This window comes from Paenibacillus sp. G34 (assembly GCF_056856875.1).
The window spans coordinates 2,223,345-2,236,158 of record NZ_CM166469.1 but is presented as its reverse complement, the minus strand read 5'-3'; the positions used below and the strand labels follow the sequence as shown (position 1 = coordinate 2,236,158).

General features: G+C 45.2%; 14 protein-coding genes. 7 read left to right on the top strand and 7 right to left on the bottom strand.

Annotation, left to right across the window (positions count from 1 at the left end):
* Nucleotides 1-28 precede the first annotated feature (28 nt).
* Complete coding sequence (locus AC1VYS_RS10235; RefSeq protein ID WP_482914149.1) at nt 29-1,201, top strand: MFS transporter; 1,173 nt, start codon at nt 29-31, stop codon at nt 1,199-1,201.
* Between the two features lie 110 nt (nt 1,202-1,311).
* Here the strand turns inward: AC1VYS_RS10235 and AC1VYS_RS10230 are convergent, their stop codons facing one another.
* The gene (locus tag AC1VYS_RS10230) at nt 1,312-1,509 is read right to left on the bottom strand and encodes a cold shock domain-containing protein (RefSeq protein ID WP_056700251.1); all 198 of its coding nucleotides are present in this window, start codon (nt 1,507-1,509) and stop codon (nt 1,312-1,314) included.
* A 163-nt stretch (nt 1,510-1,672) separates the two neighbouring features.
* On the opposite strand from AC1VYS_RS10230, the gene AC1VYS_RS10225 reads away from it, so the two are divergent.
* The 5 genes from AC1VYS_RS10225 (at nt 1,673) to AC1VYS_RS10205 (ending at nt 5,817) form a co-directional block, all read left to right on the top strand.
* A complete protein-coding gene (locus AC1VYS_RS10225) occupies nt 1,673-1,906 on the top strand; it encodes a hypothetical protein (RefSeq protein WP_434751855.1) in 234 nt (77 codons plus the stop codon).
* A 3-nt stretch (nt 1,907-1,909) separates the two neighbouring features.
* A complete protein-coding gene (locus AC1VYS_RS10220; RefSeq protein ID WP_090924720.1) occupies nt 1,910-2,095 on the top strand; it encodes a hypothetical protein in 186 nt (61 codons plus the stop codon).
* A gap of 267 nt (nt 2,096-2,362) precedes the next feature.
* A complete protein-coding gene (gene pepF / locus AC1VYS_RS10215; RefSeq protein ID WP_482914148.1) occupies nt 2,363-4,153 on the top strand; it encodes an oligoendopeptidase F in 1,791 nt (596 codons plus the stop codon).
* Nucleotides 4,154-4,286: 133 nt separating this feature from the next.
* On the top strand, nt 4,287-4,673 hold the full coding sequence (locus AC1VYS_RS10210) for a LapA family protein (RefSeq protein WP_482914147.1): 387 nt from the start codon (nt 4,287-4,289) through the stop codon (nt 4,671-4,673).
* Between the two features lie 103 nt (nt 4,674-4,776).
* Nucleotides 4,777-5,817 carry a M42 family metallopeptidase gene (locus AC1VYS_RS10205; RefSeq protein WP_482914146.1) on the top strand — a complete coding sequence of 347 codons (1,041 nt, stop codon included), beginning with the start codon at nt 4,777-4,779 and terminating at the stop codon, nt 5,815-5,817.
* Nucleotides 5,818-6,011: 194 nt separating this feature from the next.
* Here AC1VYS_RS10205 and AC1VYS_RS10200 read toward each other — a convergent pair whose 3' ends face one another.
* The 4 genes from AC1VYS_RS10200 to AC1VYS_RS10185 form a co-directional block, all read right to left on the bottom strand.
* On the bottom strand, nt 6,012-6,950 hold the full coding sequence (locus AC1VYS_RS10200) for a hypothetical protein (RefSeq protein WP_482914145.1): 939 nt from the start codon (nt 6,948-6,950) through the stop codon (nt 6,012-6,014).
* Between the two features lie 187 nt (nt 6,951-7,137).
* Nucleotides 7,138-9,075 carry an ABC-F family ATP-binding cassette domain-containing protein gene (locus AC1VYS_RS10195; protein ID WP_482914144.1) on the bottom strand — a complete coding sequence of 646 codons (1,938 nt, stop codon included), beginning with the start codon at nt 9,073-9,075 and terminating at the stop codon, nt 7,138-7,140.
* Between the two features lie 81 nt (nt 9,076-9,156).
* Nucleotides 9,157-9,735 (bottom strand): TetR/AcrR family transcriptional regulator, encoded by a 579-nt coding sequence (locus AC1VYS_RS10190; protein ID WP_482914143.1) that lies wholly within the window; start codon nt 9,733-9,735, stop codon nt 9,157-9,159.
* A 14-nt stretch (nt 9,736-9,749) separates the two neighbouring features.
* Complete coding sequence (locus tag AC1VYS_RS10185) at nt 9,750-10,559, bottom strand: DUF92 domain-containing protein (RefSeq protein WP_482914142.1); 810 nt, start codon at nt 10,557-10,559, stop codon at nt 9,750-9,752.
* A 227-nt stretch (nt 10,560-10,786) separates the two neighbouring features.
* Between AC1VYS_RS10185 and AC1VYS_RS10180 the strand changes: the two genes are divergently transcribed.
* Nucleotides 10,787-11,191, top strand: a complete 405-nt coding sequence (locus AC1VYS_RS10180; protein ID WP_482914141.1) for a hypothetical protein — start codon at nt 10,787-10,789, stop codon at nt 11,189-11,191.
* Between the two features lie 143 nt (nt 11,192-11,334).
* Here AC1VYS_RS10180 and AC1VYS_RS10175 read toward each other — a convergent pair whose 3' ends face one another.
* Together AC1VYS_RS10175 and AC1VYS_RS10170 are read right to left on the bottom strand one after the other, a co-directional pair.
* Nucleotides 11,335-11,967 (bottom strand): fumarylacetoacetate hydrolase family protein, encoded by a 633-nt coding sequence (locus AC1VYS_RS10175; protein ID WP_482914140.1) that lies wholly within the window; start codon nt 11,965-11,967, stop codon nt 11,335-11,337.
* A 73-nt stretch (nt 11,968-12,040) separates the two neighbouring features.
* Nucleotides 12,041-12,793, bottom strand: a complete 753-nt coding sequence (locus AC1VYS_RS10170; protein ID WP_482914139.1) for a glycerophosphodiester phosphodiesterase — start codon at nt 12,791-12,793, stop codon at nt 12,041-12,043.
* Nucleotides 12,794-12,814 lie beyond the last annotated feature (21 nt).

The window sequence follows — 12,814 nt, the reverse complement described above, 5'->3', positions numbered from 1 at the left end:
TTGTAATTCAAGATTGGAGCTTCTCATCATGAAATCAAGCCTTACGTCCCGACCAGATCAGAACTGGCTTCGGGCACTGATGTTTACCATCTTTGGGTCCACCGCACTTGTGGTATCCTACTTTCAGCTCTACTTCAGCCATCTCGGCTTCAGCCCGGCCGAGATTGGTTATTTGTATGGCATTGGTCCACTCATTTCTGTATTCTCTAACATGTTCTGGAGCATGGCGAGCGACAAGTACAAGACCGTACGGAAAGTAATGATTCTATTGCTTGGCGGTCAATTAATCACTGGTGTACTCTTGGCCAATGCATCAAGTTTTGGCGAAGTGTTTGTGCTGGTAACCTTATTTTACTTTTTCTATTATCCGGTCTACCCGCTTTCGGATACGATGGCGATCACTACAGCAAGCAAATATGGTCGTAATTTCACGTCCATTCGGGTCTTTGGCTCAATCGGATACGCCTTTTTCGCACTTAGCATCGGATATGTGCTTGGATCTTTTGGTGCCGAATGGACGATGTGGATCTGTATCAGCCTAGCAACTGTAACCTTACTGATTAGCTTTCAATTACGTGATCAACCCTCCGGCGGCGGCAGCAAAATGGAGTTATCCGGTTTGTGGGCTATCTTGAAACGCAGAGATGTTCTTGCTTTTTTCGGTTGTGTGTTCCTGCTCGCTATGGGACATCGGATGAACGAAGCCTTTTTGACAATAACGCTCAAAGACTTGGGTGCAAGTGAGGGATTGATCGGCTGGGCCTTACTCATCTCCTCTGTCAGTGAGATTCCGATATTTTTGTTATTGAGCAAGTACGGCAACAAATATAAAGAGCTTCCACTCCTCACCTTGGCTGCCTTAATGTATACGGTTCGATTACTGCTCATGTCCGTTTCACACACACCTGCTGCCGTGGTTCTTATTCAGACCATGCACAGCGTTACCTTCGGTATCTTCTATGTCACTGCCGTTCGTTATGTCACCCGGCTTGTCCCTGATGACTATCGGGCAACGGGCATGGCTCTCTTTACCATTGTATGGTCGAGTGCTTCCGGACTGTTAAGCGGAACCTTGGGGGGCTTGCTTCTGGAGCTTACCGGACGTCACACGTTTTATCTCACGGCGATGGCCTTTGCCTTGGCTGCCTTGATTGGTTTTGGCACTCAATTTATTCGTACTTTCACCAGCCGTTCATCGTGAGTTTTGTAAAATCAAAAAAAGCACAGCCTCCGAATGGGGACTGTGCTTGTGTTTGTTATGTTCAGCTATAATCGATCATTTATAAGAAGTCCGAATGTAACGGAAAAATCTTACAATTTAGTTACGTTAGCTGCTTGAGGACCACGGTTTCCATCAGTGATTTCGAATTCTACCGCTTGACCTTCTTCCAAAGTTTTGAAGCCGTCGCCTTGGATTGCGGAGAAATGTACGAATACGTCCTCGCCGCCTTCAACTGAAATAAAGCCATAGCCTTTTTCTGCGTTAAACCATTTAACTGTACCTTTCAAATGAACAACCTCCTAAAAATATCGCCATCTATGGCGAATACCTTCATTATACTGTATGGGCTTCCATTTTGCAATTTATCTTTTCCAAAAACGATGAAAAAATTTGCTTTGCATCGTAGGGTACGGTATCATTTTACCAAAACCGTTAGTTTGGAGACTACCTATGATAAAAAAACACGAAATATACAAAACAGACAAGTGGAATATGATGACTGTAGAAGTCCAAGGCAAATATCTAGTTCTGCGGGAAATTTCCGAAGAGTGGGGCGAAGAATGCCATACCTTCCTCAGCCGTCCGGCATTGATGCATTGGGCTGAGCGTCGTTTTCCAAAGGAGGATTTCGAAAATCGCGAAGATGAATGGCGTGCGCTAATGGCAGCCTTCAAGGGAGTTTAATCGATGCAGCTGGATTCAGGCAATGTCGTTATCTTCATCATTCTTGCCTTTGCACTCGGGTTCGCTCTGATCCTGGGACGTAATTCCGTGCCGGATCGTCTAAGAAGAGGAATGGCACTAATCGCTACGCTGCTCGTTTGCTTTGCCTTTTTCCTCATCGTATATTACCTCGTTAACATGGGAGCCTGATTCAAGATACTGAATGTGATCACACGCAGTTCAAGGCGCTCAAATATTTCAGCTGTGCCCAGGTCATACTATACGAAGTTATTTGGATTTAATTTTTCCAAGTTATTCGTGTGGTAAGGAGGAAGGCTGTTGAAATATCAGAAATCGTTATCTGTTCTTCTGGTTCTTAGTCTGATTCCTTCATCTCCTGATGCATATGCACAGGAGACGAAGGCGGCTATGCCGGTATTTTCAGCACATGAAGCACATAATCAAAGGAGGATTCCCATGAGTAAACTATTAAAACGTTCCGAAGTACCAGCCGAGCATACTTGGAAACTAGAAGATTTATTTGCCGATCAGAAGGCTTGGGATCAGGAATATGAAGAAGTATCTTCTATGATGAAAAAAGCCTCCGAATTCCAAGGCAAATTAAATCAGCCGGACGTCCTTAAAGCCAGCTTCGAATTCGAAGACGAAATCGGGCTCAAGCTTGAACGGCTTTTCGTATATGCTCGCATGCATCAAGATGAAGACACAGCTAACCCTACATATCAAAGTCTCTCCCAAAAAGCTCAGAAGCTCGGTGTACGGGTAGGCGAAGCTCTTTCCTTTGTTACACCCGAGATTCTTTCTTTACCGGATTCAGAGCTTGACGCTCTCATTAAAAATGAGAAATTATCCGCATACACCTTTACCCTAGAAGAGATGAAACGGGAAAAGGCTCATGTGTTAAGTCAGACTGAAGAAGCACTGCTTGCACAGGTCGGTAACCTGTCTCAGGCTCCCCAAACCATTTTCAGCATGTTGAACAATGCAGATCTTAAGTTTCCACGTATTAAGGATGAGAACGGCAATGAAGTTGAATTGACTCATGGAAGCTACATCCAGTTTCTGGAGAATCCAAACCGTGAAGTGCGGGAACGTGCTTTCAAAGCAGTATATGAAACTTATGCAAAACAGAAAAATACGATTGCCGCAGCACTGAATGCCAACGTAACCAAAAATATGTTTTATGCCAACGTGCGGAAATACCCTTCAGTAATGGAAATGAACCTGTATGGTGATAACATCCCAACGGATGTTTATAACAACTTGGTAGACACGATCCATGAAAGCCTTCCCCTCTTGCACCGTTATATGGATCTACGTAAAAAGTTGCTTGGTGTAGACCAGCTTCACATGTACGATCTGTTCGCTCCACTTGTGGATGAATACAAGATGGACATTACCTATGAGGAAGCCAAAAAGACTGTGAAGGAAGGTCTGGCACCGCTCGGCAAAGAATATGCAGACGCTCTTCAAACTGGATATGATAACCGCTGGATTGATGTATACGAAAATGAGAACAAACGCTCAGGCGCTTATGCTTGGGGTGCTTATGGCACTCACCCATATGTACTGCTCAACCATAAGGACAATCTGAACAGCATGTTCACATTGGCACATGAGATGGGTCATGCGTTACATTCGCATTATTCAGATACCACCCTTCCGTATCGTGATGCACAGTATACGATCTTCCTTGCAGAAGTCGCTTCCACGACAAACGAAGCTCTGCTCATGGATTATATGTTGAATAAATCCACTGATCCGAAGGAAAAACTGTATTTACTTACGTATTATGCAGATCAGTTCCGGACTACGGTATTCCGTCAAACCATGTTCGCTGAGTTCGAGAAAATTATTCATGAACGTGCAGAACAGGGTGAAGCACTCACACCACAGCTTCTATCCGAAATATACTATGATCTGAATGTAAAGTATCATGGTAACGATATGGTCGTTGACAAAGATATCGAGATGGAATGGGCACGTATCCCCCACTTCTATAACAGCTTCTATGTTTATAAATATGCTACCGGATTCTCGGCAGCGACCAGCTTCTCCAAACAAATCCTGGAAGAAGGTCAACCTGCAGTGGATCGTTATCTCGGTTTCCTGAAGAGTGGCGGCAGTGACTACTCCATCAATATTTTGAAAAAAGCAGGTGTCGATATGTCGACACCGCAGCCTATCCATGAAGCGATGAGTGTTTTCAAGGAATTGATCGAACAAATGGAACAGTTAACCAAATAAGGTTGCAATCCCCTGTAATCTATATCCCTTGCCCAGACGGGCAAGGGATTTTATAATCAAACAAGATACAGTTCGGTTGAAAAAGGGTAATGCATTCTAGTTCGCAATTGGTCCACAACAAGGAGGCAACATCATGAAAATGCAATGGGCGCTAATAGCAGGTCTTGTTTTTGCACTGCTGACAGGTATTTTCGCAGTCATCAATGTAGATTCTGTTCAGGTTAACCTTTTGTTCAATACGGTTCGAGTTCCATTGATTTTGCTGATTCTAGGCTGTACGTTAATTGGGGGTATTATTGTAGGTTCTTACGGAATTTACCGTCAATATCGATTGCAACGGGAGAACAAGCGGCTGCACCTTCGTGTAGCTGAACTGGAAGCTTCTGCAGCCAGCGCTCCTGCATCTGTTTCGTACGATAATCTGGATTCCATAAGTCCAAACGATTCTGAATATGATCAACAGCTACACAACGATGCAATCCAAGCTCAGCACAAAGGAAACAATACAGGTACGTTGTAGCATCAGAGACAGCCTGCTGGCGGATCGGAATGGACATACATTCTCCCCAGACAGGCTGTATTCTGTTGGACCAGCGCCTGCATGATTAAGGAGGATTATAATAATGAGTTTTACCATTGATGAATCTTACGTTCTTTCTTTTTTAAAAAAATTGCTTGATACACCCAGTCCCAGCGGATACACCTATCACATTATGGAGATGATTCGCAATGAAGCTCAATCCCTAAACATCTCCTGTGAACTGAACAACAAAGGTGGAGCTATGCTCACGTTGCCTGGTAAAGATTCTTCCAAAACCGTTGCTCTAAGTGCGCATGTAGACACCCTTGGTGCCATGGTGCGATCTATCACTTCTTACGGCACTCTAAAACTGACCTCTGTAGGCGGTTTTACGATGCATAGTATCGAGAACGAGTATTGCTCCATTCACACAAGAGACGGCAAAGTGTACACGGGAACCATCCTCTCTTTACATCCATCTGTGCACGTATATCCGGATGCACGTACGTTCGAGCGCTCAGAAAATCATATGGAAGTCCGGATTGATGAAGTTGTATCTTCCAAAGAGGATGTTTTAAATCTGGGCATTAACGTAGGTGACTTCATCTCCTTTGATGCACGGGCTGTCATCACACCAAGCGGTTACATCAAATCTCGCCATCTGGATGATAAAGCCAGTGTGGCTGCCCTGTTTGGTATCCTTGAATCTGCACATCGTGAAGGCTGGAAACCGGTACATAATGTTTCTCTGCTGATATCCAACTATGAAGAGGTTGGGCACGGAGCTGCCTATATCCCAGCTGAAATCAGTGAAATGATCGCTGTAGATATGGGCGCTATGGGTGATGACCTGAGCTGCAAAGAGACCGATGTGTCTATTTGTGCTAAAGACTCTTCAGGTCCTTATGACTACAATATGACAAGCCGTCTTGTCGAGCTAGCCAAACAGGACGGCATGGATTACGTGGTGGACATTTACCCTCAATACGGGTCAGATGGCAGTGCTGCTCTGCGTGGCGGCAACAACATTCGAGCTGCTCTAATCGGCCCCGGAGTTCACGCTTCGCACTCCATGGAACGCACGCACAAAAACGCGGTGATGAATACAGCCCGGTTACTCGCCGCATACATTACCACGAAGTAAATAAAAAATAACGTCGCTTCGTTTTTCAATTCACTTTAATTTAATCAATCTACTAAATGGATGTAACGAAAAAAGGACACGCCCTCTCTGCACATGATCAATACGTGTGAGAGAGGAATGTGTCCTTTATTATCCCAACTGGCAACAATGCGAAATACGGCACATAAAAATACGTTCATTAGTTGAGAGTTCAGTCACGCATGTTCAACATAATCGCGATACTTACGCCCCTGAACGTCAAGTCGGGATTCGTGATCCTTAATTTCACTCCGTAATACCTGTAATGTCTGACTCACCATGCTTAGCCCGTGTTTAACCTGTTTTTCGGCGCTGCGAATTTTGTCCTGAATCATCCAATCCACAAAGAAATTATCAAAGAAATAGTCTGCAAAAGACAGCAAACCACCCAGATTCAAATCCGCATTAACCGCCATCTCCACATCTTCCAACTCTTTCTGAAAACGTCGAAGACGCTTGCCTGCATCCATAATAGCTACTTGCGCATCATCCATACGGCTACGCTTGATATGCGTAGAGAGTACACCTCCACCCATCATGTCATAGATGCCCCAATTCCCCGCTGATTCCAAGGCTTTCTCAGCACGTTCAAGCGCATATACCAGATACTCACCTTCTCTGAGAGCTTCATTAAGCTCCTGTAGCTCACTCGCCAGATGCTCCTGTTCTTCTGCTAATTGTTGCAATTCTTCGTCCTGTTTAAGCAAACTTTGTTCTTTCTTTCCCCATAAAACCTGGTAGTCACTCTCCCAGAACTGATATTGAGATTGTCTGCGAAGTTCCTGCTCGACTTGTATCCGCTGCTCTTGTATATCCTGCAACATTCGGCATGCTGTATCATATGCTGCCTTGCTCTCCAGCAATTCCAGTTCCTCTTTCTCCAGACGTTCCGTCTTCTTACCGATCAGATCATAGAAAAATGAGGCTAAACTCGTACTGTTCAGCCGATCAACATCTCTTTGTTCCTTCTGAAGAGCTATGGTACACTGCTCCACTTTCATCCCCCACTGTTTCTCCTCATCTTGAAGCTTGTGAAGACGATTCGTCCATTTTTCATAGATTCTTCCTTTTTCCTTCAGCACAGCAAGTTGTTCATTGATTTCCTTATTAATCAACTCAATACTCCTCCCTTCTATGGAATTCTTTACTAAATAAAACGTAATGAACAGAGATAACGTTTCATATTTATCCGCCTTACCTGAATCATTATTTATATTTCAACAAAAAATGCCTTTCTCCCAAGCGACATTCGGCCGCTTTATGAGAGAAAGGCAATCATATGTTTTGCACGCAAAATACAGGTCAGGATTTGTTCTGCTCAATCTGTTCTGCCAGCTCATTCAGTACAGTCCAACGTTCCATCAACTCATCCAGTTGGCGCTCTGCCTCGGCTTGCTCCGCCATTAATTCCTGTAGACGGGCTGAATCACTGAATGCTTCTTCCATCTCCTTATTAATCCGAGCAAGATTTGCTTCAGCTTTCTCGATGTTTTCGTCGATCTGATCATATTCACGCTGTTCTTTGAAACTGAATTTCAGTTTAGGTTTTGCCTGCGCTGATGCGGGAGCCGATGCTTCTGGACTTTTTTCGATGACCTGTTTCTTGGCTAATCCAGCACCACTTTCTTGACTTCCAGGGGCATTTTTTAGCATCCATTCTGCATATTCACTATAGTCACCAACGTGTACTCGGATCGCTCCGTTCCCTTCAAACGCCAGCACTTTGTCCACTGTGCGGTCAAGGAAGTAGCGATCATGGGATACAACGAATACAACGCCCGGAAACTCATCCAGATAATCTTCAAGCACAGCAAGCGTTTGAATATCCAAGTCATTGGTCGGCTCATCCAGCAACAGAACATTCGGTGCTGCCATCAAAATTCGAAGCAAATACAATCGGCGCTTCTCTCCGCCAGATAGCCGGGCGATCGGTGTCCATTGCGCTGCAGGACTGAACAAAAAGCGTTCGAGCATCTGGGAAGCAGTAATCAGTGAACCATCCGCTGTTTTCACATTCTCGGCCACTTCCTTGATATATTCGATCACTCGCAGCGTTTCATCCATTTCCTGATGCTCTTGAGTGAAGTAACCCAGGTTCACGGTTGGGCCCAGCACAACTTCTCCAGCATCCGGCTGCAGTCGGCCTGAAATCATCTGTAGCAAAGTTGACTTACCACTACCGTTCGGACCTACAATGCCCACCCGGTCGCCAGGGACTGCAATATAACTGAGATCATTGATCAGCATGCGATCATCAACAGATTTGGAGAGATGTTCAATCTCCAATATCTTTTTCCCTAAACGTGTAGAGCCAACAGACACTTCCAGTGAACCAGAACGTTGAATCCCCTGCTGATCTTTAAGTTGTTCAAAGCGATCAATTCTCGCCTTTTGTTTGGTCGTCCGCGCTTTGGCTCCCCGGCGAATCCATGCAAGCTCGGTACGCAACAGATTTTTCCGCTTTTGCTCCGATGCAGACTCCCGTTCTTCCCGTTCAGCCTTCAGCTCCAGAAACCGTGTATAATTCGCTTCATAACGGAATAAACGCCCATGATCAAGCTCGAGCATGACATTGGCCACACGATCGAGGAAGTAGCGATCATGCGTAATCATCAGCAGCGCGCCGCGACGCTTCTGCAAATACTGCTCCAGCCAAACAACGGAATCATTGTCGATATGGTTCGTCGGCTCATCAAGAATAAGCAGTTCACAAGGATGAATTAACGCGGAAGCAAGCGCAACCCTTTTTCGCTGTCCACCCGACAAAGTGCCCATATGCGCATCAAATTGCTGTATGCCCAGCTTGGACAGAATGCTCTTCGCTTCGCTTTCCATCTGCCAGAGCTGTAACTGCTCCATCTGTTGATTCAGACGCATCAAACGATCATTCAGAGCGCTATCCGACGGGTTCAATTCAAGCAACTCCATCGTTTCCGTGTACTCACGCACCGTTTTCATCTCGGCACTATCACCTTCAAACACCTGCTGCAATACCGTATTGTTCGGGTTGAAATCCGGATTCTGTGCCAGAAACTGCACGCGTACGTCATTACCGATGGAGATCTGTCCCTCGTCAGCAGGCTCCAGACCTGCGATAACTCGCAAAAACGTGGATTTCCCCGTACCGTTCACACCAACGACACCGATTTTATCCTGATCTGCCATACCAAATGAAGCATCTTTGAACAGTATTTTTTCACCATAACTTTTTGCAACTTGTTCTACCGTCATTATATTCATTGCCCGTTACCCACACTTCTCTATAATTTGAAATGCTCTATCCTGAACTCATTTTTAAACTACTATACGATTCCTATCTCCTTATACCCGCAAAAAGGAACGGCATCCGTCCAAAAACAACGCCGCTGCAAAAGCGATTCGTTTGTTCAGATCTTGCTCATTAAATTCCGGATTCAACATGATATCCATCTTCAGTCGGTCCAGAATCCCGATATAGGCTTCAGCCAGCAACACAGGCTCAGGTACGCCTGCACTCTCAAGAACATTGCATACCATGCTCATATACTCGTTCATAAAAGCCTTCATAAATTTCATTAGATCCGGGTCATTATTCGGTGCCATAAAAAATAATTTTGTATGATTGCGCCGTTCATAATAATACGTCAGATGTGTTTTGGCGATAGCGCCCAGCTTGTCACCTGTGTTCTCATGTGCTTGTAATGCATATTCCAGACGGCTGATAAAACTGTTACAATCCCGTTTGGATACAGCGACAAACAATTGTTCCTTGCTTTTAAAATATAAATAAATCGTGCCTTTGGCAATACCAGCCTCATCGGCAATATCGGACATCTTGGTTTCGTAGAATCCTTTCGACCCGAAAATGCCGTAGGCAGCATCCAAGATAGCCTCCGATTTGTCTCCCTGCACCGTATTCAACCTACATTCCCTCCCTATGAAGCCAAAATACTGCCTAACCCGATGGCTATGCATGCACCAATCACAGAACTCAGCACATTGACCAGATCATTACTCATCCACGACCAGCCGCGAGCGTTTATCGTTGGCTGACCACAATGCTCATGAACTTCAACCTCACGTCCGCATACCGTACAGCGATACATCTTTTGTACGGTTGCACCCAGATACGAATCCGCGAACGCTCCAGCCAAACCTCCAATCAGCCCAACCAACACCCAGCCAAACCACCCTGTATGATCTATACCACTTATTGATGCAAAAATAAAAGCTCCTGCACCAATGACAACACCGCCCACAGCAGCAGCGAAACTACCCAATAATGAAACCCCGCCCGATGCTCCAGATGTTAACGTCTTCCAAGTAAGTACAGAACGAGGCGGCTTGCGGCTAAGACTTCCGATCTCTGTTGCCCATGTGTCTGAAGTGACCGTCGCCATGACCCCGATAAAAGCATACATCCACGCCGGATGAGGAATGAACCAATTCGCCAGACATAACAGCATGCCTATGCCGCCATTTGCCATCACTTGTCCGGCGTCCCGATTACCTGTCTTGGCATAAGACTTCTCCATCTCCTGCTTTCGGTCTTTGCGAAATCTGGAAAGCAGTGTTGACGTGATGAAAAACAACAGCAGTGTTCCGAACCAGAACAGATTGCCTGCCCCGTAATATATGGTACCCATCAGAATTGCTGCAAGGCATCCAGACAGGGTTAGCGATTTTTTAGCATAAGCAGCCCCTACTACCAGTGAAGCGCAAACAGCTCCAATAATCCAATCCATAAGTTCTCCTGCATGTGATACTTGTACCGTCCACATGACGTTTATTTTTTTGAAAGTTAATTATACCACGGTTTGAGGCCAATGCCGAAACCGAACTTAGCCCCGAACAAAACCTTATTTATTTTTAAGTTTCGCTTCAGGTTCCCGAGTTACAATAAGTTTAGCTCAAGCAACGAGAACAACTGCGATTTATTTCGTATACAACGATAGAAACGAGGAGCATAACGATGAATATGAAAAGAGTTTTTATACTAGGTACAATGATTGTTACGATGTCTTTCGCCGGATCTGCATGGAGCAAATCAACCATCTACCCGATTCCCGAACCCAAATGGTCTATTGTTGACCTGGATAACAGCAGTGAGAATGAAGACGATGAACTTCTTAATGCTCTGAACCAGGCTTCCGAAGAGGAACTGGCGGAGAAACTGTATCAGGGACATTCGCTGCGAACGATTGCAGAGAGTAGCGGCGGTAATTACGCCAAAGCTATTGCCATTCAGATCAAACAGTTACAGACTCAGCTGGATGAACGTCTTGCTAACGGAAGCATCAGCTCTGAGCAACATGCACTTCAGTCCATGGAAATTGCAGAGTTGATCACAGAGAGTGCTGACAGAGCATATATCTAGTCCATCTTTCGCTTCAATCTAATATTATACAAGGCAGCGAAACGCAAAAAAGAGCGCAATTACGCACGCCCCCCTTGCTAACATGAATCTATGTTGATTTGTGCTGTATTGCCATTCATCTTGCGGATCACTTTGCTGATCGTTTACTCCGCTGCCTTGATTGTACACGCTCCCAGAGCTTCGCCATCCCATGCCAGTTCAAGCACATCTCCTGCCATAGCAGCCCCTACACCTTCTGGTGTACCCGTGAAAATAATATCTCCTGGTCCCAGCCCATAATGATGCCCTACATAATCCACAATATCCTGTAGACTAAAGATCATGTTGATGATATTTCCACGCTGAACCTGAACACCGTTCTTCGTCAGAGTGAAATCTTTCTCTTGCAGTGCCGCCGCTCCCGGGAATGTCTGAAAGGCTGTAATTGGTGCGGAGTTTTTAAACCCTTTTGCTGCCGTCCACGGGTGCCCTTTTTTCTTAATCACCGTCTGCACATCACGCAACGTAAAATCAATACCGAACGCATAGGCATCCACCAGTTCATCGACACGTACTCCCGGCTTGTAATCCTGACCTATACGAATCACCAGTTCGGCCTCATAATGAACTTCACCCTTCGAGGCTGGCAGTTCAAGCCATTCTCCATTCAGAGCCACAACAGCATGAGAAGGTTTCATAAAAATCATCGGCTCATCTGGAACAGCATTACCAAGCTCTTCGGCATGAAGTTTATAGTTTCGTCCTACACAATACACATTACGAATATTAGTTAACATAGAGCTGTAACCACCTTTGCTGGATTGAATGCTACATTTGTTAGTTCAACTACAGTTTAGATTATGGCTTAGATTAAGGCCTGAAAAAACGGCTGCTCGTTTCCTGAAACGCGTCTTCCCAGACATCAGGCCGATTGGTACATATCATCACATCTGGATCGATGGCTGCTAATTTTTTCATACTTGCCTTGTCATCTACCGTCCACGCCATCACTCGAATACCTGCAGCTTTCATTTCGGTCATCAGCGCTTTGTCTACATTGGTGTATCCCAGTGAGAGGAAAGTACAATGCATTTGTTTCAGCACTACAAGCAGATCCCCTGGTTTCGCATCGATAATGAGACCGGTTTGCAATTCAGGTGCAAGCTTTTTAACTTCAACCAATGCAGCTGGTTCAAAAGATGTGATAACGACATCATGCTGCATATGCCTTTTTCTAATTTCGTATATCACTGCTGCAGGCAAACCTGGGTACATGTCTCCTTGTGTCTTCAATTCGATGTTTAATCGAACTTTGCCGACAGAACGATCCAAGACTTCGCTCAGCGAGGGGATACGCTCACCAGTGTAGTTCTTGCCCTTCCATGATCCTGCATCCAGTTGTTTCAACGCAGACCAATCCATATCCTTCACGGGGCCCTTGCCATTTGTCGTACGCTCCAATGTGAAATCATGGATCACTACAGGTATGCCGTCACGGGATAACTGTACATCCAGTTCCATCCATTGAACTTCCGGTCTTTCCATCGCCATATTAAAAGCCGCCATCGTATTCTCCGGCGCTATGGAAGAAAACCCACGATGTGCCACGCACAGATTATTCATCATCATCTCTCCTCAGCAGTA

Bases quoted from the DNA above. Each gene is read 5' to 3' on its own strand.
- AC1VYS_RS10180 (WP_482914141.1), top strand. From the start codon at position 10,787: ATGAATATGAAAAGAGTTTTTATACTAGGTACAATGATTGTTACGATG.
- AC1VYS_RS10195 (WP_482914144.1), bottom strand. From the start codon at position 9,075: ATGAATATAATGACGGTAGAACAAGTTGCAAAAAGTTATGGTGAAAAA.
- AC1VYS_RS10205 (WP_482914146.1), top strand. From the start codon at position 4,777: ATGAGTTTTACCATTGATGAATCTTACGTTCTTTCTTTTTTAAAAAAA.
- AC1VYS_RS10185 (WP_482914142.1), bottom strand. From the start codon at position 10,559: ATGGATTGGATTATTGGAGCTGTTTGCGCTTCACTGGTAGTAGGGGCT.
- AC1VYS_RS10225 (WP_434751855.1), top strand. From the start codon at position 1,673: ATGATAAAAAAACACGAAATATACAAAACAGACAAGTGGAATATGATG.
- AC1VYS_RS10175 (WP_482914140.1), bottom strand. From the start codon at position 11,967: ATGTTAACTAATATTCGTAATGTGTATTGTGTAGGACGAAACTATAAA.
- AC1VYS_RS10210 (WP_482914147.1), top strand. From the start codon at position 4,287: ATGAAAATGCAATGGGCGCTAATAGCAGGTCTTGTTTTTGCACTGCTG.
- AC1VYS_RS10170 (WP_482914139.1), bottom strand. From the start codon at position 12,793: ATGAATAATCTGTGCGTGGCACATCGTGGGTTTTCTTCCATAGCGCCG.
- AC1VYS_RS10220 (WP_090924720.1), top strand. From the start codon at position 1,910: ATGCAGCTGGATTCAGGCAATGTCGTTATCTTCATCATTCTTGCCTTT.
- pepF (WP_482914148.1), top strand. From the start codon at position 2,363: ATGAGTAAACTATTAAAACGTTCCGAAGTACCAGCCGAGCATACTTGG.
- AC1VYS_RS10235 (WP_482914149.1), top strand. From the start codon at position 29: ATGAAATCAAGCCTTACGTCCCGACCAGATCAGAACTGGCTTCGGGCA.